Origin of the sequence: Acinetobacter calcoaceticus DSM 30006 = CIP 81.8 (genome assembly GCF_000368965.1) — a bacterium.
Lineage (GTDB): Bacteria > Pseudomonadota > Gammaproteobacteria > Pseudomonadales > Moraxellaceae > Acinetobacter > Acinetobacter calcoaceticus.
On the sequence record NZ_KB849780.1, the window covers coordinates 854,006 to 872,296 of the forward strand.

Consider the following 18,291-nt stretch of genomic DNA (forward strand, 5'->3'; position numbering starts at 1 on the left):
TGATGGCTGGTTAGACATAGTTTAACTGGCCCAAATGCTTGAACTATTGTGTTCAGTATATGTGGAGTAGGATCTATGTCTGAGTCAGATTCTAAGTTTCATATCTTATTCAAAATATGGTGTTTTCTATTAGGCCTAGTTTTATTGGCTACTGGTGTTTTTTACATCGTAGGCGGTGGAAAGCTAGTCTCGTTAGGTGGATCTTGGTATTTCCTCGTCGCAGGGCTGTTGATTACCATTTCTGCATTTAGTATTTTTCGTAAAAAGGCGCTTGGCGTCTGGATTTTTGCGGCTGTTTTCGTTGGCACCGTAATTTGGTCGCTGATTGATGCAGGTTGGGAATTCTGGCCGTTATTCTCGCGGTTAATGTTTCCTGCTGGTCTTTTTGCTGCATTGTTATTTACCTTACCTGCAATTCGACGTTACCAATTCCAAAGCGGTTTGGCATCTTCATCCTATGCGGTAGGTGGATTAGTTGTTGTTGGTATGTTGATTGCGTTCTATCAAATGTTCCAACCACATCCAACAGTAGCAAGTTCAGGTGAAAAACTACCTTTAGTGCCAGTTGATCCTGCAAAAAAACAGGTGAATTGGGAAAACTATGGTAATGATGCAGGTGGTAGTCGCTTTGTTGCTCTCGATCAAATTAACCGAGATAACGTTCATAAACTAAAAGAAGCTTGGCGTTTTAGAACCGGTGATTTTACAACGGGTAGTGGTAATGGTGCGGAAGACCAAATGACCCCACTACAAGTTGGGAATAAAGTCTTTTTATGTACACCGCATAATAATATTTTTGCGATCGATGCTGATTCAGGCAAACAGCTCTGGAAAGCTGAGGTGAACTCTAAAGCCGATGCTTGGGAGCGCTGCCGTGGTGTTGCATACTTTGATTCGACTAAGCCACTTGTACAACCAACTTTAGCTGGTGCAAATGCAGTAACCACAGTTGCAAACAATACGGCATGTCCACGCCGTTTATATACAAATACACCTGATGGTCGTTTAATTGCAGTCAATGCAGATAACGGTCAGCGCTGTGCTGATTTTGGTGTAAATGGAACAGTTGACTTGTTAGAAGGTCTTGGGGCTGGAACCAAAGCTCCACGTTTTGAAGTGACTTCTGCACCGACTATTGCTGGAACAACCATTGTGGTCGGTAGCCGTATTGCTGATAACGTTGCGGCAGATATGCCGGGTGGTGTTATCCGTGGTTATGACGTGATTACCGGTAAACTTCGCTGGGCATTTGACGCACGTAATCCAAACCCTAACTATGTTCTTAAACCGGGTGAAACTTATAAACGTAGTTCGGCAAACTCTTGGGCTGCAATGTCATATGACCCGCAAATGAATACGGTGTTCTTACCTATGGGTAGTTCATCTGTCGACATTTGGGGTGGTAACCGTAATCCATTAGATCATAAATATAACACTTCTGTTTTGGCACTTGATGCAACAACAGGTAAAGAAAAATGGGTATATCAAACTGTTCATAATGATTTATGGGACTTCGATTTACCAATGCAACCAAGTCTAGTTGATTTCCCATTGAAAGATGGTACGACTAAACCTGCTGTTGTCATTGGAACCAAATCAGGCCAATTCTTTGTGCTTGACCGTGTAACAGGTAAACCACTAACTAAAGTGATTGAACAGCCAGTTAAGCCTGCCAATATTCCGGGTGAGCAATACAGCGCAACTCAACCACGTTCAGTTGAAATGCCTCAAATTGGTAATCAGACTTTAACTGAATCAGATATGTGGGGTGCAACGCCGTTTGACCAACTCATGTGCCGTATTAACTTTAAGTCAATGCGTTACGAAGGTCTATTTACTGCACCGGGTACTGATGTTTCACTAAGCTTCCCAGGCTCTTTGGGTGGTATGAACTGGGGTAGCATTGCTTTTGATCCGACACATCGCTATATGTTCGTAAACGATATGCGTCTTGGATTATGGATTCAGTTAATGGAACAGACCCCTGAAGATATTAAGATTCAGGCGAGTGGTGGAGAAAAAGTAAATACGGGTATGGGTGCTGTGCCAATGAAAGGTACACCATATAAAGTGAATAAAAACCGCTTTATGTCGGCTCTTAGCATTCCGTGTCAAAAACCTCCATTTGGTACCATGACTGCAATTGACATGAAAACACGTCAAATCGCATGGCAAGTACCGCTAGGTACAGTACAGGATACTGGACCTATGGGTATCAAAATGGGTTTAAAAGCACCAATTGGTATGCCAACTATTGGTGGACCAATGGCAACACAAGGCGGATTGGTTTTCTTTGCAGCAACACAAGATTACTACTTACGTGCTTTTGATTCATCTACAGGTAAAGAACTGTGGAAATCACGCATGCCAGTAGGTAGCCAAGGAACCCCAATCAGCTATGTTTCACCGAAAACAGGTAAACAATATGTGGTTGTTACGGCAGGCGGTGCTCGTCAGTCTCCTGATCATGGTGATTATGTAGTCGCTTATAGCTTAGAACAGTAATTAAATAAGGCAAAAGAGAGCATTTCTCTTTTGCCTTTAACTTTAATATATTTTTTGTATTAAAGCCTGAGAGTAAGTTCTATTGTTTTATATAGATAGGTTTACCAAATAGTAAAAAAGTGCTTTAACTTATTGCAAAACCTAAAATATTCCTAAGATTGATAGCGCTTGAACAATAGATGTAGTCGAACTGTTAGATATTTTTTTACAATGTTTTACCTATAAATAAATCTTATTTGTTTATTAAGTTTTGTTTAACTTAAAGTTGTGAATTTTAATTAGAAATAAACATTATTAACTTTTTAGTCTTGAAAAGTAGGAAATTTTTGCCGAAAAAACAAGCGTAAATATATATTTATATTATATTTATATAATTTATAGCATTACGTTAGAATGATCGTCGCAGGTTATTACTACCCAGTAATAATTTGTATTTCAGGAATTTAAGCTTTTATTGGCTTAAGGCTCATCGCAAGATGGGCCTTTTTTTATGCGATTTAAACTATAATATTTGATTATTATGAAAATAGCCTAAGCAATGATGTATATCAATTAATGAAAACAATCACAAAAAATAGTCTTTAATGACAAGAAGTGTATGATTTGATAAATTAAAGCCACTTGATAATAATAGGTGATACGATGAGATTTTTGGTTCTTGCAACTTTATCTGGTTTAGCTTTGATGGGTTGTGCATCTGTTCAGCAAGCACCGAATACACAAGAAACTATTCGTTATGCTTCTAGTCCATGCTTTGGTGCATGCCCAATCTATTCTGTAGAAGTAGCACCTACGGGTTTAATTCGTTTTGAAGGCAAGCAATATACTAAAGCTATAGGCGTTAAAGAAATTCAAGGCAGTGTAAAAGACTATCAAAAACTTGCAGATGATTTAAAAACTTATCGCCCAGAAACAGGCACACAAGCGAAAACTGGTGGATGTCAGCAAACTGCAACTGATATGTCTAGCTATTACATTTCATGGATTCAACCAAATGGCACGGAAACAAAATTAAGCCATTACACAGGTTGTATCTCTCCAGCAAATAATAGATTGAATAAAGTCATGGAAAAGTTGCCTGAACAATTAGGCATTAAAGATCTAATTTAATGATGAAAGCCCCAATATTTTGGGGCTTTTTCTTGTTAAGAAGAATTATATATTTGAGAGTTTTATTTTAAGTATTTCTAAAAAAATCAGCGTATAATACATATTATAAAAACATATATTGTTGAGAGTGGTTATATGTCAAATATTGTCTATGCCTTTTTGGGTGGTTTGCTGCTCGGCATCGCAACAGTTGGATATTTATATATAAATGGTCGTGTAGCTGGAATTAGTGGATTGCTTGCTCAAATCATAAATCCCACTAAAGAGACCTTTAAAAGTTCTGCATTTTGGTTCATTGCGGGATTGGTGATTACACCGTTTATATATGGTTATTTTTATCAGCCTGAAATTGAAATTAAAGCCAACACATATGCACTTATTTTAGCAGGTCTAATTGTGGGCTTTGGAACACGGCTAGGATCTGGTTGTACAAGCGGTCATGGTATTTGTGGCATGAGCAGGTTATCAAAACGCTCGATGATAGCGACAGCAGTTTTTATGTTTGCTGGCATGTTAACTGTTTATATCATTCGTCATGTGTTGGGGTAATCCTATGAAAAATATCTTTGCTTTTATATTTGGTAGCTTGTTTTCATTGGGCTTAATGATCTCTGGCATGTCTAATCCTGAAAAAGTTTTAGGGTTTCTAGATATATTTGGACAGTGGGATATCGGCTTAATGTTTGTAATGTTAGGTGCTGTTGCTGTGGCATTTATTCCGTTTCAAAAAGCGATCAAAAATCCAAAAACACTTTTTAATGAACAAATTCAATTACCAATGAATACACAGATTGACCAAAGGTTAATTGCTGGTGCTTTTATTTTTGGTATAGGCTGGGGAATAGCAGGCATATGTCCAGCACCCGCTTTAACACTTATTGGGTTAGGATATTTTGAAGCACTTTATTTTATTGTCGCAATGTTATTAGGAATGTTGATTTACCGAATCTTAAATAAAGGAAATTAAACCTATGCAACAACCTCTAGTAAAAGATTTTTTTGATGAAAATACCAATACTTTTAGCTATGTTGTTGCAGATTTGGTTACGCGTCAATGCGCCATTATTGACAGTGTACTTGACTACGATGCAGCTTCGGCGACTACGAAAATAACCAATGCCGATTTAATTATCGATTATGTCTTGGCTCAAAACTTTAAAGTGCAATGGATTTTAGAAACCCACGTACACGCAGACCATATGACTGCTGCCCAATATTTAAAATCTAAATTGGGTGGCACAATTGCCATTAGTCAAAAAATCTCAGTAGTACAAGAAACTTTTTCTGCTATCTATAATTTTGATTTTAAAAAATTTAATAAAAATCAGCCTTTTGATTATTTATTTGAAGATCATGAGCATTTTAAAATAGGGGATATAGCAGCCTATAACATTCCTACGCCTGGGCATACACCTGCTTGCTTAAGCTATGTAATTGCTGATGCTGTTTTTGTGGGTGATACTTTATTTATGCCTGATTATGGTTCGGCTAGATGTGACTTTCCTAAAGGAAGTGCTGCCGCGCTTTATGATTCGGTACAAAAGCTTTATACACTTCCTGACCACATGCGCATGTTCTTGTGCCATGACTATAAGCCAGAAGGTCGTGATGAATATATCTGTCAAACAGACATAAAAACTCAAAAGCAAAGCAATATTCATTTAAACCGAAAAGTTTCTAAAGAGTCATTCATAAAAATGCGTCAAGAAAGAGATGCAACTTTAGCAATGCCAAAACTAATCTTGCCTTCAATACAAATTAATATGAATGCAGGAAATTTTCCAGAACCTGAAGCGAATGGCATCCGTTATTTAAAAATACCATTTAATTACTTTTAAAAATAGCCTAAGCATATCCATCCAGTCATTACCACTCAATAAAATAGCCTAAGCAAATAATAAAATTTATCCCATAAAAATAGCCTAAGTAAGATTTAAAGAACTTGTCTCAAATCCCGCGAAGTCTCTTGCAATAAAGGCAAAATGTGTTGAATTAAATATTCTTCAGTTGTTTTCATGGTTGGAGAAACAATGTTTAAAGCTGCAACAACTTTAAAGTCTTGCCCATAAATAGGTACGGCGAGTGCGTGAACGCCTAATTCATGTTCTTCACGTGAATAACACCAATCTTGTTCTCGAATCTCTTGTAGTAACTCTAAAAATTTATCGTTTTCAATATGCGTATATTTGGTTAAACGCTGTAGTGGGTATTTTTGAAGCCAGTCCAATTGTTCTTCTTGGCTTAAATGTGCCAGTAAAATTTTACCAGCTGAGGTCGCATGAGCAGGTAAGCGGTTACCCAAGTGTAGGCCGTATGGATTTACGCGGTCGGTTTGTTGGTGTGCGGCACTACGCGCAATGGTAATGGCTTCATAACCGTCAAGTACCATCACTGAATAAATAAGAGAGGTTTGGTTCGTTAATAGGTTTAATAAAGGCTGCGATACTTTTGGAAGTTGAGCAGCGCCCAAATATGCTCCTGAAAATTTCAGGACTTTTGGGGTTAAATAGTAATAGTGGCCATCTGACTCAAGATAACCTAGATATTCTAAGGTTAATAAATGACGTCTTGCTGCCGCTCGGGTAAGCCCAGTTTTTTCAGCGGCCATAGAAATGTTTAGGCGATGTTGATTGCTACTAAAGCTATCTAAAATTGCCATGCCTTTACCGATGCCAGCAATGTAATCTTCATGACGAATAGTTTTCTTGTTGTCCTGATTTTGGATTATTCGTTCATCTTTACTCATGACAGGTCCTTGTACGATGTAGGCGTTAGTAGATCAATTTGCTTTATTGAAAAAGTTTAATAATTTCATGTCGCAAAAATTGATGCCTTAAATTATCCCTTAAATCTTCATGCCAAAACATCCCCATTTTGATATTGGTCATCTCAAATGGGAGTGAATGCAAACGAATTTCCGAACTATAGGATAAATGCTGCAAAATCATTCGGGGCATAGTCAATATTGCGTTGGCTTGAGCTCCCAAAACTTGTAACGCCGTTGAATAGTTTTGACAGCGCATAAATACATTTCTTGAAATTTTTTGATGTTGGTTTAAATAAATATCTTCAAGTAAGGCACCCGTACGGCGTGACGAAACACCGATGTGTCGACCATTGATATAACTAGATAAATCGACTTCTTTAAGTTGGCTGCAAATGACAAACTCATCTGTTACCAGATGGTCAAAGGTAATTTTTGGAGATAAGTATTGTTCCAAATCAATCACGAAATCGAGCTGCTGTGTCGCCAAGTCCGTCATAATATGTTTTCGATCTAGCTTCATACTTACAAACTGCAAATCTAAATTAAGATTTTGAAAATGTTGAGCAAGTCTTGGAAGAATAATAGGCTCAATTTCATCATGCACGGCGATCTTTAAGTTTTTTAAACTGGTTGGGTCAAAGACATGTTTCTGCTGGCTAATATTTTGAATGGTTAAAAGTGCTTGCTTCACAGTAGGGTAAATCTGTTCTGCAAAAGGCGTTGCAGACATTTTATTGCCTACACGTATAAATACATCATCTTCAAGTTGTTGACGTAATCTTTGCAAGGCGTGACTTGCTGCCGATTGCGTAATATTAAGGCTGCTTGCAGCATTGGAAATACTTTTTTGCTCATAAATCGCAATAAAAAGCGGATATAAGTTGATATCTATTCGATGAAAAAAGCTTAAGTCGAGCCCATGTAAGTTATGAATATTATTCATGATGAGTTATTTAATAAAATCATTTCATTCATATTAAGTTTCAAGTTATGTTGATGTAAAGGCAAGATAATGATGTAAAGGAAAAAAATAATGTTTGAACTCTCAAAAACAGCTCAAGATTTTGTCGAGCGGACAAGAAAATTTATTCAAGAAGAAATAGAACCTGTTGAAGCCCAATTTTGGGAAGAAGTTCATGAGCTAAATCCGGATGGAAACTGGAAAAAATGGCAGTGGCCCGAACTTCTAGAAACACTGAAATCTAAAGCAAAGCAAGCTGGCCTTTGGAATATGTTTTTACCAGATGACAAACTCGGTGCAGGGCTAACTGTTCAAGAATATGCTCACATTGCCGAATTAACCGGTCGTAGTTTATTGGCACCCACCGTTTTTAACTGTAACGCACCTGACACAGGGAATATGGAATTGTTATGGCGCTATGGCAGTGAACAGCAAAAACAACAATGGCTACAGCCTTTACTGGACGGAAAAATTCGCTCGGTTTTTTGTATGACTGAACCAGACGTTGCTTCAAGTGATGCAACCAATATGCAAGCGACTGCACTCATCGATGGTAATGAAATTGTTTTAAATGGCAAAAAATGGTGGTCGTCTGGTTTAGGTGACCCAAATGCTAAAGTCATTATTTTTATGGCTCATACCCCAGATGAAAGCAAAGACCGTCATCATCAACACTCCATGGTTTTAGTGCCTATTGATACGGCGGGTGTTGAAATTCAGCGTATGTTACCAGTGTTTGGAGACTACGATGCGCCACATGGACATGGTGAAGTCCATTTTAATAATGTTCGAGTGCCTTTTGATAACTTTATTGGTGGAGCGGGCCAAGGTTTTGAAATTGCTCAAGGCCGCTTAGGGCCGGGACGTATTCACCATTGCATGCGCTGTATTGGGGCTGCTGAAAAAGCTTTAGAACTCATGATTGATAGAGGCATGTCTAGAACGGCGTTTGGCAAAGAAATTTTAAAACTCGGTGGGAACCTCGAACGGGTAGCTGATGCACGGGTAGCGATAGACCAAGCTCGGCTTTTAACCTTGTATGCAGCCTATAAAATGGATACTTTAGGGAATATGGCCGCTTTAACAGAAATATCTGCAATTAAAGTGGTGGCTCCAAGTGTTTTAGAAAAAGTAGTCGACATGGCAATTCAGTTACATGGTGGCGCGGGCGTTTCAAGAGATACACCATTAACAGGTTTCTTTGCTCAAGCACGCAGTTTACGTTTAGCTGATGGTCCAGATGAAGTACATAAAGGCATGATTGCCAAATTAGAGTTAGCCAAACGTGGTTACGGTCGTCATAAGAAAGTATAAGTTTAAAGGAAATTAGAATGTCGGTAATTGATATAGGCGGTGAAGTACGTGAAGGTGAAGAACTTGATATTGGAGCAGTTGAAAGCTGGTTAAAGAACCAAGATGTTGAGTTGGTTGGCCCAGCAATCGTGACCCAATATACAGGTGGTGCTTCAAATTGGACTTATCGTTTAAAGTATGAAAATACCGATTTAATTTTACGACGTCCTCCAAAAGGAACAAAAGCGAAGTCGGCTCATGATATGGCCCGTGAATATATGGTGCAAAAAAATCTTGCGCCTTATTATCCGGTGCTTCCTAAAATGGTGGCACTTTGTCAGGATGAAACAGTCATTGGCTGTGATTTCTATGTCATGGAACGCATTGAAGGTATTATTCCCCGTGCAAAATTGCCGCCCGAGCTTAGATTTAATGAAGAGGATGTTCACCAACTTTGTGTAAATGTGCTTGATAAGCTAATCGAGTTACATCAAGTTCCTTATGAAAACACGCCTTTAGCTGAACTGGGCAAAGGGGGAGGATATTGCCGTAGACAAGTCGAAGGTTGGGATAAGCGTTATGAAAAGGTCCGAACGCTCAACGTTCCTTCATTTAAATATGTTCGAAAATGGTTGAAAGATAATGTCCCTCAAGATTCCACGACTTGCATTATTCATAACGATTGGCGATTTGATAATGTGATTTTAGATCCAGAGCATCCAACTGAAGTGATTGGCGTGCTGGATTGGGAAATGGCAACCTTGGGTGATCCATTAATGGATTTAGGCAGTGCTTTAGCCTATTGGGTTGAACCTACGGATAATATGATTTTCAGATCGACACGCCGTCAGCCTACCCATTTGAAGGGAATGTTTTCTCGTAAAGAAGTTGTTGACTATTACCTGAAAAAAACAGGTTTGAACCCTCAAAATTGGGCTTTTTATGAGGTATTTGGCGTATTCCGTTTAGCAGTGATCGCTCAGCAAATTTACTACCGCTATTACCATAAACAAACCAGAAACCCAGCGTTTAAAGACTTCTGGATCGTCATTCATGCGTTACATATCAGAGCTTTAAAACTTATTGGGCAACAAAAAATTCAAGAATCGGAATTTGCCCAGCAATCTCTACAGAAAATAAAGGGTATTTTAAGAAAATGACCACAATTTATCTGGTAAGACATGGTCAGGCATCATTTGGTAAAAGTAACTATGATGAGTTGTCTGAAAATGGTGAAGCTCAAGCGACTTTATTAGGGCAATACTTTAAACAAATATTGAAAGAACAACCTTATGTTGTGGCCGGAACCATGCAGCGCCATCAACAAACCGCACAACTCGCATTAAATGAATGCTTTCCAGATGCGGTGATTAATCACAATAGTTTATGGAACGAGTTTAATCATCAGCAGGTTTTTGCACGTTATGAACCGCGTTTTGAACAACCGGAATTGTTAAAAGCTGACGTAGCACAAGATAATAATCCGCGTGCCTATCTTGCCAAAATATTTGAAGGCGCAATTGGACGATGGACTGATGGCGATTTTCATCATGAATATGATGAGTCATGGCCGCATTTTAAAGACAGAGTTGAAACAGCACTACAACAACTTTGTGATGAATTGGCAAAAACCAAACCTCGTTATGCAGTCGTTTTTACCTCTGGTGGTGTGATTTCTGTAGCAATTGGCAAATTACTTGAACTGAGTCCAAATCGAACTTTTGCCTTGAACTGGGCAATTACCAATACAAGTCTCACCACTTTACGTTTAGTTGGAAATGAAGCTCAGGTTTTAAGTTTAAATGAACATCATTTTATAAAAGCTGAGCGTCCAGATTTACTGACATGGATTTAAAAATAAGGATAAAAGCATGGCAAAGACAATTTTAATTACAGGTGCAAGTTCTGGGTTGGGTGCGGGTATGGCTCATGAATTTGCAGCCAAAGGCTATAACTTGGCGATTTGTGCACGCCGCTTAGACCGATTAGAGACTTTAAAAACTGAACTTGAAAATGAATATGGCATTCAGGTGATTGCAAAAAGTCTAGATGTGACTCATTACGATCAGGTTTTCGAAGTTTTTCGTGCATTTAAGCAAGAGTTTGGTTATTTGGACCGAATTATTGTCAATGCTGGAGTCGGAAATGGCCGCCGTATTGGCAAAGGCAATTTTGAAATTAATAAAGCCACCGCTGAAACCAACTTTATTTCTGCCTTAGCGCAGTGTGAAGCGGCGGTTGAAATTTTTAGAGACCAAAACGCAGGCCATTTGGTGGTGATGTCATCCATGAGTGCGATGCGTGGATTACCAAAACATTTATCGACTTATGCTGCAAGTAAAGCTGCGGTTGCTCACTTGGCTGAAGGTATTCGTGCTGAATTACTGGATACTCCAATTAAAGTTTCAACCATTTTCCCGGGTTACATTCGCACTGAAATGAATGAAGGTGCTAAACATTTGCCATTTGAAGTCGATGCTAAAACAGGGTGCAAAGCACTTGTCAAAGCTATCGAAAAACAACCCGTGAAAGCTTATGTACCACAGTGGCCATGGTTGCCAATGAGTATTGCAATGAAGGTTTTGCCTTTAAGGTTGGTCAATAAATTAGGATAAAAATTACCCCCTAAATTTTAGGGGGTAATTTTTTATATTTAGAACTTCTTGGTGTAATTGACAAATAAACGGTCTTCACCAAAGTCATTGCCATGTTTGATGTTGTAATCAATACGAATATATTGCAGGGCAACGCCTTTTAAGAATGGCTGCTGAAACGCATAGTTAACAATCACATTTGACTCAGTTTCGTGATTTTTCTCGCCATTGGCTGCCTTGAAGTCATGGCCATAAACATATTTCACCATCGCATTTAAGCCTGGTACATAGTCCTTAAAGTCGTAGCCATACATGACATGGTAAGACTTTTCATCTTCTTTAAAGAATCCGGTTGCGTTCCAGTTAATGAAATAAGTTTCAGGTAAGAAGCCATCTGGTAGTGGATAAGCTGATTCACCAATAATTTGTTGGTAGCCTAAACCAAAGGTATGGTTTCTCACTTTTACAGTTTCAAGTAGGCCGATGTTCTGCGCATCAATATCAAAAGTATTGCCATCATCTTTGGCATTGAAGTATTTAAACTTGGAAGTTAGGGCAAAAGTTGGCTGCTTCCATGTATGCTCAAGCCCTACATAATGCTTGTTATACAGATCCTCTAAATTACCAAAGTAATATTCACCCTTTAAAGACGGCGTAAATTGATAACGTAGGTCCACGTAGTTTAAGCCATCCGATTCTTTGGTAATTCCATTTGCCGTGAAGGAAAACTTTTTAAAATCTTCTTCATTTCGTGGCGAGACTTTTTCAACCCGACCAATTTCGGCATAAAGCTGATCTGAAAGTTGTGACTTAAGATTGGTTCCCCAATATGAAGTGAGTAACTGACGGCTAGCATCGACAGCAGTTACGGGTAAATCCAACCAAAGCTCACCCACACTTAAAAGTGTTTTGTCATAGCCCAGCTTTAAGGTTGCACCGTATTTTAAATAGTCAGATGCCTGAGATTGGGTTTCCTTATTAAAAGGTAAAACGGTGTCGGCGACATGTTTGTCTGAACTTAAACGTACTGCATATTGAACGGAAGCATCGGCACCAATAGTGATTGGCTTATCTGCAATTTGCAGTGGGGTGTCATGCATTTTTGACTTATAAAATAACGACGCTGCTTGCGACCAGCTACCTGTGTCTTTGAGTGCATCGTTATCAAAATCGCGGTTGATATAGGCATTTTTTAAAGTGAATTTCCATTCATCTTCAGTTTGCTGATTCGGATTTGCAGCCCATGAATTGCCACACATCAATACTAAAGTTGCTATAGCTAAAGGCTGCGGTTTAAAGCGGTGTAATAATTCCATAATCCATTTCCAAAATCTATGCGCCAGTCCTAGGCATTACGTATTGTGAAATATTTGTGTAGTACTCCCACGTTCTTAAAGGGAGTACTGTTAAATAGCGGGTGATTTCTTCAATTAATTTAATTTTTCAAGCTTCATGCTTTCACTAAAGAATTTGCAGCCTTTGAAAAGTAAAATTAAAGCCAGTACACAAGAAAACCCACCAACAATAGATAAAGATGAGCCAACCATTAAAGGATTAGCAAAAAATTTATCTGTGATGATTGCAACCAATGTTGTGCCAATACCTAGTCCAATTAAGTTACTGATCAAAAGGAAGAGAGCTGAAAGGCGTGCTCTAAATTGATTTGGCGCTAACATTTGTAAGGCTGTTGCGGAAATCACTAGAGGGAACGATGCAAAGAACATTGCTGGAATGAGTAGGCTCACTGAAAGCCAGAGTTGGTCTGTTTGGGTAAAAAACGAAATTGGAATAATAAGACCAACAATACCAATCACACCCGTAATCATCGGAGCATCTTGGCGTCCTTTTTTGATAAACCAGTCGTTTAACCAACCTGCACAAAACACCCCTAATGTATTTGCAATTAATAGAATGGTACCGAGCATATAGCCTGTTTCAGTCGGTGCAAGTTGAAACTTTCGGATATAAAATGCAGGTGTCCAACTAGTTAGGCTGTAGAGCGCCATAGCATAGAAGGTAAAACCTAAATAGTGACAGGCAAAGGTTTTCGAATGCTTTTTAATAAACTGAAGACATTGTGTGAATTTAACTTGATCAACTTGCCCGTTTTGGTTGAGCTGCTGACCTTTACGTGCTGGGTCTTTAACTGTCAGGATAAATAACAAACCAATAATGATGCCGGGTAAACCCACCACTAAAAAAGCGATTTGCCATGCCTTAAGTGCACCTAATAAAGGAACTTCAATTAAAGTCACACCTTTAAGTAAATTAATGACATAACCGCCGACTAAAAAGGCAATACCACCACCTAAAAATGCTCCAACAGAATAGATTCCAACGGCGCGACCTAGTTTGTCCTTACTGAACATATCGCTAAACATTGAATATGCAGCAGGAGATAAGGCAGCTTCGCCTACACCAACAGCCATACGACTTAAAAATAGTTGAATGAAGTTTTTACTTAAACCACACGTGGCTGTTGCCAAACTCCAGACAATAATGCCGATTGAGATAAGCTTTGGGCGTGAAAAACGGTCGGCAATATAGGCTAAAGGTAAACCCATGACGGCGTAAAACAGTGAAAAGGCAAGGCCATGTAATAGACTAAACTGGGTATCTGAAAGTTGAAGATCGGCTTTGATCGGCTCGATCATAAGTGCCAGAATTTGGCGATCAATGAATGAAAATATATAGGCCAACATACAAAGTATGACCACGTACCATGCATATGCATTGGTTTTCTTTTGTGTCCTTTCAACAGCGATATTACTTTGGTTCATACACTTAATCCTTATGTATAAAACTCTTTTAGAGAAGTTGAATCTCGGCTATCTATGTTTCTTAAAAGATAGTTTGGTGTCCCCCCAATAACTTTTGAAAAATAAATAACCTGTTTGATTGAAGAATTGCCTTACATACAAAATGCATATACAGACAAAGATAGTTAAAGAAGAGGGTTAGAATTTCTACATGATGGAAATATTATTTTCTTTTTATATGTAAAATTCCATTACTTATTAAGTATGTTTGGATACCTAATAGGTATTTAAACAGTCGGAATATTTAGAAATTATTATGATTTGTAGGAAGAAAATGATGTTTTATGATTTTAAGTTTTTGATAAATATTAATAATTTTTAAAAAAGTAAGCAGAAGGTCATATCGGTTTTCTGCTTACTCTTGCATGTTTAAAACAAGATGAATAAGAGACCTAAGTTAGCTTGAAGGCATAAGATCAAATAATTTCTTCAACTGCTTATTTAGATTGTGGAGCTCATCTTCTGAAAAAGCATTCAAAATACCAGCCAAGGTCACAACACTAATCTGATTAATCTGTTCAACCAGCTCAACACCTTTGGCAGTTAATTTCACCATTGAGATCCGTTCATCCGAAGTAGAAGAGTAGACTTCAACAATTTCATCTTCAACTAACCGATATACAGCCTTGGTTGCAGTGGTTAATTTTAACGTCGAAAGATTAGCAATATCGGTAATACTTGCTTCTCCAAGGGCATTGGTACTTAAAATAATTTTACGGCGTGTATTATCGATACCTAGTTTTTTTATTGATTTTTCAATAAGTTGAGAATACTTTCCATTAACTTGGGAAATCCAAAAAAAAGGGAAATTTTGAATACTCGACGGTTCTTTATTAGGAAGAAATTGTTCTAAATGATCAAGCATAGCTAAGCAATAACTTAGTGAAAAAAGGGTAATCCTATTATAAACAAAATTTTGCATATTTCCTTGAGTACAAATTATAAAAAATACTTGACAATTCCATTAAATTTTCCCATATTTTAATCAATAGATAAAAATACATGGAAAAGTGAATGAATATTATTAGCGAAAGCGTGCATAAAGGAAATGGCAAGCTCAAGGTGATGGTCAAAGATACGATTGATATTCAGGGTCTAAAAACCATTGCTGGCAGTCGAGCTTTATTAGATGTTGAACCTGCTCAGGATGATGCTGAGGTCGTTAAAAACATCTTAAAAGCAGATTGTGAAATTATTGCAAAAACGAATTTGCACGAATTGGCTTTTGGCATTACTGGCATTAATCACGCTTTTGGTACACCCATTAATCCAAAATATCCTGAACTTATTCCTGGTGGCTCTTCAAGTGGTTCGGCTGCGGCTATTGCAGCAAAACAAGCTGACTTTACTTTAGGTACCGACACGGGTGGCTCTATTCGTATGCCCGCTGCATGCTGTGGAGTTTTTGGTTTAAAACCGACTTTTGGTCGTGTAAGTCGAAAAGGCGTATATCCGCCGTCAAGTTCTTTAGATTGCGTTGGCCCCTTTGCAAATTCAGTCGAAATGATTGAAAAAGCCATGCAAATTATTGACCCAAGTTTTAAGCCTGCAGAATGTACTAGCGCACCAAAACTTGCTGTTTTAGATGTAAAAGCAGATGACGTTATTTGGAACTGTATTCATCAAGCGCTTCAAAAAGCGAATTTACAGACCACTTCAGAAAAAGTTGAACATTTTGACGCGGCTTATGATGCAGGCATGCAGATTATTAATTATGAAAATTGGCAAGCTTTTGGTGAGTTAACCAAAACGGGTTTAATTGGTCCGGATGTAAATAACCGCCTGTTAAAAGCTGCTGAAACTACCTTAGAGCAAGTAAAACAAGCCGAAGTTGTGAAGCAGCAGCTAACTCAGGAACTCGATGCTTTATTAGAAAAATATGATGCATTGATTTTACCAACACTTCCGCAAATTCCACCCAAAGTTGCTGAAGCTGAAAATACAGTCGCTTTTCTGAATCTGACGGCTTTAGTTCGTCCATTTAATTTATCAAGACATCCAGCCATTTCAGTGCCACTTGAAACCAGTGAAGGTTTACCTGTGGGCTTACAGATCGTATCGAAGCATCAAAACGATGAGAAATTATGCGCAATAGTTAAATTTTGTGTTGATGCAATGCAATAAATTACAAGGAGTTAGATGATGAATAAGTTATCTAAAATGGAGTTTGCTTCTCAAGATAAAGCAATTGACTTAGATGCTTTGTGTCAAGAAATTCGTGAGCGTGCCTGTACAGGCGAATTCGATAATCAGGCGTATGTGAGCCAAGACATTATCGAAAAACTTAAACAGATTGGTGTTTACCGTGCATTAGTTCCTAAACGTTTTGGCGGTGAAGAATGGTCACCACGGCAGTTTTGTGAATTGATTGAAACTTTATCTAAAGCTGACGGTTCAGTGGGTTGGGTGGCAAGTTTCGGTATGAGCCCTGCATATTTGGGAAGTTTGCCAGAAGAAACGCTTAAAGAATTGTACCAAAACGGGCCAGATGTGGTCTTTGCTGGAGGTATTTTTCCACCACAACCTGCTGAAATTACCGATGAAGGTGTAGTGGTTCGTGGACGCTGGAAATTCTCAAGTGGGTGTATGGGAGCTGACATTGTTGGCGTGGGAATTTCACCGCTTAAAAACAATGAAATGCAAGGTTTACCACGCATGGCAGTGATGCCTGCAAAAAAAGCCAAAATTGAAATGACATGGGACACCGTTGGCCTAAAAGGTACTGGAAGTCATGATTTGGTGGTCGAAGATGTATTGGTCGAAAAGAAATGGACCTTTGTACGTGGCGAACCTTCAAAACTGAGTGAGCCATTTTTTAAATATCCGTCACTCTCTTTAGCTACTCAAGTGTTAACGGTGGTGGGTATTGGCGTTGCAGCTGCTGCATTAGAAGAATTTGAAAAATTGGCACCCGGTAAAGCATCTATTACAGGTGGATCAGAAATTGCCAACCGCCCAGTGACTCAATATGAGTTTGCTCAGGCAGATGCAGAGTTTCAGGCTGCAAAGTCTTGGTTTTATCAAACCATGGATATTGTTTGGAATGAAATTATTGCTGGGCGCGAAGCAACTGCTGAACAAATTAGCGATATGCGTCTGGCATGTACCCATGCAGCTCGAGTTTGCGCCAAAGTGACTCGAAAAATGCAAATGCTCGCGGGTATGACAGCGATCTATACCAACAATCCATTTAGCCGTTTTGTAAACGACACCAACGTGGTGACTCAGCATGCCTTTATGGGCGATGCAACATTACAAAATGCAGGCTCAATCAGTTTCGGGTTAAAGCCAACCCCAGGTTATTTATAAGTTTAATTTTTAAAAGGATATTGAGATGGAAGCTAAAAAATCATTACGCGTGTTGTTCTGTATGGGTATTAACCAAAACTTTTTTGATGCAGAACCTGCTGAAGCAAAAGCGGTTTGGGCAGCCTTTGGTGAAATGTGGAATGGCATTCATGACTTACCGGGAGTTCATGTTTTTGGAAATCTCGATGATGACCAAAGTATGGTTGGTCCAAGTGCTGGCTGGCCTTGGACAACATATTTGCTTGCAGATGTTCCGGATATTGAAACCGTACATGCGGCTTGTAACTTGTTTAGAACTACGGTGGTTGGCGAAGGTCCATACAAACTTTGGAAATATTGCAAAGTTGAAGCTCGTGTTGGGCGTGAATTGATTATCCAACGTTAAGGCGACGGCAATGACTGACAAAGTGAATATTGCAGAAATCATAGAGCGGCTAGAACAGTTAGAAGCGCACAACGCTATTCGTAACTGCCTGAACTGTTATATGGAAATCTGTGACGAGCTCAATGCAAATACAGATCTTGATGAACTCATGAATCTTTTTGATCAGGACTGCATTTGGGAAGGTATTGGCGAGAAATATGCCAAATCCTTTGGCCGTTATGATTCTTGGCAGTCGATTTACGACATGTTTAAAAGCTATACCCAAAAAGAATCTCACTTTGTTATAAATGCACACTTTTTAAATTCAGAACAAATTTATGTAAATCAAAACCATGCAAATGCTTCATGGCTGATGTTGCAGACTTCAACGTTTAAAGATGGCCGTAGTCATCTGAACGCTGCAAAGCTCAACGTGAAGTTTCAAAAGCAAGCAGATGGAACATGGAAAATTAAACATTTCCAAACACAGAATATTTTCAGTCGTCCCGTATCGCATTGGCACAGTGAAGCTGAATTGCCGGTACCTTCCCAGGAATGACCCAGGACAT

Annotated in this window: 18 protein-coding genes; 13 read left to right on the forward strand and 5 right to left on the reverse strand. The window is 38.7% G+C overall.

Going from position 1 to position 18,291, the window contains the following annotated elements; genetic code table 11:
* The first annotated feature begins 75 nt into the window (after nucleotides 1-75).
* The 5 genes from F936_RS08950 to F936_RS08970 all read left to right on the forward strand — a co-directional run bounded on the left by F936_RS08950 (nucleotide 76) and on the right by F936_RS08970 (nucleotide 5,453).
* Nucleotides 76-2,505, forward strand: coding sequence for a glucose/quinate/shikimate family membrane-bound PQQ-dependent dehydrogenase (locus tag F936_RS08950; protein ID WP_005046746.1), 2,430 nt, complete (start codon nucleotides 76-78; stop codon nucleotides 2,503-2,505).
* 651 nt (nucleotides 2,506-3,156) lie between these two features.
* Nucleotides 3,157-3,615 carry a DUF6438 domain-containing protein gene (locus F936_RS08955; protein ID WP_016802115.1) on the forward strand — a complete coding sequence of 153 codons (459 nt, stop codon included), beginning with the start codon at nucleotides 3,157-3,159 and terminating at the stop codon, nucleotides 3,613-3,615.
* Nucleotides 3,616-3,750: 135 nt separating this feature from the next.
* On the forward strand, nucleotides 3,751-4,164 hold the full coding sequence (locus F936_RS08960; RefSeq protein ID WP_004643011.1) for a YeeE/YedE family protein: 414 nt from the start codon (nucleotides 3,751-3,753) through the stop codon (nucleotides 4,162-4,164).
* 4 nt (nucleotides 4,165-4,168) lie between these two features.
* Nucleotides 4,169-4,582 (forward strand): DUF6691 family protein, encoded by a 414-nt coding sequence (locus tag F936_RS08965; protein WP_016802114.1) that lies wholly within the window; start codon nucleotides 4,169-4,171, stop codon nucleotides 4,580-4,582.
* Nucleotides 4,583-4,586: 4 nt separating this feature from the next.
* The gene (locus F936_RS08970; protein ID WP_005046750.1) at nucleotides 4,587-5,453 is read left to right on the forward strand and encodes an MBL fold metallo-hydrolase; all 867 of its coding nucleotides are present in this window, start codon (nucleotides 4,587-4,589) and stop codon (nucleotides 5,451-5,453) included.
* 95 nt (nucleotides 5,454-5,548) lie between these two features.
* Here the strand turns inward: F936_RS08970 and pcaU are convergent, their stop codons facing one another.
* On the reverse strand, nucleotides 5,549-6,361 hold the full coding sequence (gene pcaU / locus F936_RS08975) for an IclR family transcriptional regulator PcaU (protein ID WP_003652006.1): 813 nt from the start codon (nucleotides 6,359-6,361) through the stop codon (nucleotides 5,549-5,551).
* 43 nt (nucleotides 6,362-6,404) lie between these two features.
* Complete coding sequence (locus tag F936_RS08980) at nucleotides 6,405-7,325, reverse strand: LysR family transcriptional regulator (protein WP_005046753.1); 921 nt, start codon at nucleotides 7,323-7,325, stop codon at nucleotides 6,405-6,407.
* A gap of 90 nt (nucleotides 7,326-7,415) precedes the next feature.
* Between F936_RS08980 and F936_RS08985 the strand changes: the two genes are divergently transcribed.
* Genes F936_RS08985 through F936_RS09000 form a run of 4 tightly spaced genes read left to right on the forward strand, consistent with a single transcriptional unit; the run spans nucleotide 7,416 to nucleotide 11,251 of the window.
* Nucleotides 7,416-8,657: an acyl-CoA dehydrogenase family protein gene (locus tag F936_RS08985; protein WP_005046754.1), complete on the forward strand. Its 1,242-nt coding sequence runs from the start codon at nucleotides 7,416-7,418 to the stop codon at nucleotides 8,655-8,657.
* Nucleotides 8,658-8,674: 17 nt separating this feature from the next.
* Nucleotides 8,675-9,796: a phosphotransferase family protein gene (locus F936_RS08990; protein WP_005046755.1), complete on the forward strand. Its 1,122-nt coding sequence runs from the start codon at nucleotides 8,675-8,677 to the stop codon at nucleotides 9,794-9,796.
* Complete coding sequence (locus tag F936_RS08995; RefSeq protein ID WP_003651998.1) at nucleotides 9,793-10,491, forward strand: histidine phosphatase family protein; 699 nt, start codon at nucleotides 9,793-9,795, stop codon at nucleotides 10,489-10,491. Before F936_RS08990 ends, F936_RS08995 begins: the two co-directional genes overlap by 4 nt.
* A 16-nt stretch (nucleotides 10,492-10,507) precedes the next feature.
* Nucleotides 10,508-11,251 (forward strand): SDR family oxidoreductase, encoded by a 744-nt coding sequence (locus tag F936_RS09000; RefSeq protein ID WP_005046757.1) that lies wholly within the window; start codon nucleotides 10,508-10,510, stop codon nucleotides 11,249-11,251.
* 38 nt (nucleotides 11,252-11,289) lie between these two features.
* Here the strand turns inward: F936_RS09000 and F936_RS09005 are convergent, their stop codons facing one another.
* From F936_RS09005 to F936_RS09015, 3 genes are all read right to left on the reverse strand, one after another.
* A complete protein-coding gene (locus F936_RS09005; protein ID WP_005046759.1) occupies nucleotides 11,290-12,546 on the reverse strand; it encodes an OprD family outer membrane porin in 1,257 nt (418 codons plus the stop codon).
* Nucleotides 12,547-12,660: 114 nt separating this feature from the next.
* Nucleotides 12,661-14,010: a spinster family MFS transporter gene (locus F936_RS09010; protein ID WP_004643000.1), complete on the reverse strand. Its 1,350-nt coding sequence runs from the start codon at nucleotides 14,008-14,010 to the stop codon at nucleotides 12,661-12,663.
* Nucleotides 14,011-14,446: 436 nt separating this feature from the next.
* Nucleotides 14,447-14,914 (reverse strand): MarR family winged helix-turn-helix transcriptional regulator, encoded by a 468-nt coding sequence (locus tag F936_RS09015; protein ID WP_017389882.1) that lies wholly within the window; start codon nucleotides 14,912-14,914, stop codon nucleotides 14,447-14,449.
* Between the two features lie 149 nt (nucleotides 14,915-15,063).
* On the opposite strand from F936_RS09015, the gene F936_RS09020 reads away from it, so the two are divergent.
* The 4 genes from F936_RS09020 to F936_RS09035 are packed head-to-tail and all read left to right on the forward strand — an operon-like array spanning nucleotide 15,064 to nucleotide 18,281.
* A complete protein-coding gene (locus tag F936_RS09020; RefSeq protein WP_005046765.1) occupies nucleotides 15,064-16,173 on the forward strand; it encodes an amidase in 1,110 nt (369 codons plus the stop codon).
* Between the two features lie 36 nt (nucleotides 16,174-16,209).
* Complete coding sequence (locus F936_RS09025; RefSeq protein ID WP_080547682.1) at nucleotides 16,210-17,358, forward strand: acyl-CoA dehydrogenase family protein; 1,149 nt, start codon at nucleotides 16,210-16,212, stop codon at nucleotides 17,356-17,358.
* Between the two features lie 25 nt (nucleotides 17,359-17,383).
* Nucleotides 17,384-17,743, forward strand: a complete 360-nt coding sequence (locus F936_RS09030; protein WP_000387554.1) for a hypothetical protein — start codon at nucleotides 17,384-17,386, stop codon at nucleotides 17,741-17,743.
* A gap of 10 nt (nucleotides 17,744-17,753) precedes the next feature.
* Complete coding sequence (locus tag F936_RS09035) at nucleotides 17,754-18,281, forward strand: nuclear transport factor 2 family protein (RefSeq protein WP_005046769.1); 528 nt, start codon at nucleotides 17,754-17,756, stop codon at nucleotides 18,279-18,281.
* The last annotated feature ends 10 nt before the right edge of the window (nucleotides 18,282-18,291 follow it).

Excerpts from the sequence above, each read along its gene's own strand:
- F936_RS08950 (WP_005046746.1), top strand. The coding sequence starts at position 76 with ATGTCTGAGTCAGATTCTAAGTTTCATATCTTATTCAAAATATGGTGT.
- F936_RS08960 (WP_004643011.1), top strand. The coding sequence starts at position 3,751 with ATGTCAAATATTGTCTATGCCTTTTTGGGTGGTTTGCTGCTCGGCATC.
- F936_RS08965 (WP_016802114.1), top strand. The coding sequence starts at position 4,169 with ATGAAAAATATCTTTGCTTTTATATTTGGTAGCTTGTTTTCATTGGGC.
- F936_RS08970 (WP_005046750.1), top strand. The coding sequence starts at position 4,587 with ATGCAACAACCTCTAGTAAAAGATTTTTTTGATGAAAATACCAATACT.
- pcaU (WP_003652006.1), bottom strand. The coding sequence starts at position 6,361 with ATGAGTAAAGATGAACGAATAATCCAAAATCAGGACAACAAGAAAACT.
- F936_RS08980 (WP_005046753.1), bottom strand. The coding sequence starts at position 7,325 with ATGAATAATATTCATAACTTACATGGGCTCGACTTAAGCTTTTTTCAT.
- F936_RS08985 (WP_005046754.1), top strand. The coding sequence starts at position 7,416 with ATGTTTGAACTCTCAAAAACAGCTCAAGATTTTGTCGAGCGGACAAGA.
- F936_RS08990 (WP_005046755.1), top strand. The coding sequence starts at position 8,675 with ATGTCGGTAATTGATATAGGCGGTGAAGTACGTGAAGGTGAAGAACTT.
- F936_RS08995 (WP_003651998.1), top strand. The coding sequence starts at position 9,793 with ATGACCACAATTTATCTGGTAAGACATGGTCAGGCATCATTTGGTAAA.
- F936_RS09000 (WP_005046757.1), top strand. The coding sequence starts at position 10,508 with ATGGCAAAGACAATTTTAATTACAGGTGCAAGTTCTGGGTTGGGTGCG.
- F936_RS09005 (WP_005046759.1), bottom strand. The coding sequence starts at position 12,546 with ATGGAATTATTACACCGCTTTAAACCGCAGCCTTTAGCTATAGCAACT.
- F936_RS09010 (WP_004643000.1), bottom strand. The coding sequence starts at position 14,010 with ATGAACCAAAGTAATATCGCTGTTGAAAGGACACAAAAGAAAACCAAT.
- F936_RS09015 (WP_017389882.1), bottom strand. The coding sequence starts at position 14,914 with ATGCTTGATCATTTAGAACAATTTCTTCCTAATAAAGAACCGTCGAGT.
- F936_RS09020 (WP_005046765.1), top strand. The coding sequence starts at position 15,064 with ATGAATATTATTAGCGAAAGCGTGCATAAAGGAAATGGCAAGCTCAAG.
- F936_RS09025 (WP_080547682.1), top strand. The coding sequence starts at position 16,210 with ATGGAGTTTGCTTCTCAAGATAAAGCAATTGACTTAGATGCTTTGTGT.
- F936_RS09030 (WP_000387554.1), top strand. The coding sequence starts at position 17,384 with ATGGAAGCTAAAAAATCATTACGCGTGTTGTTCTGTATGGGTATTAAC.
- F936_RS09035 (WP_005046769.1), top strand. The coding sequence starts at position 17,754 with ATGACTGACAAAGTGAATATTGCAGAAATCATAGAGCGGCTAGAACAG.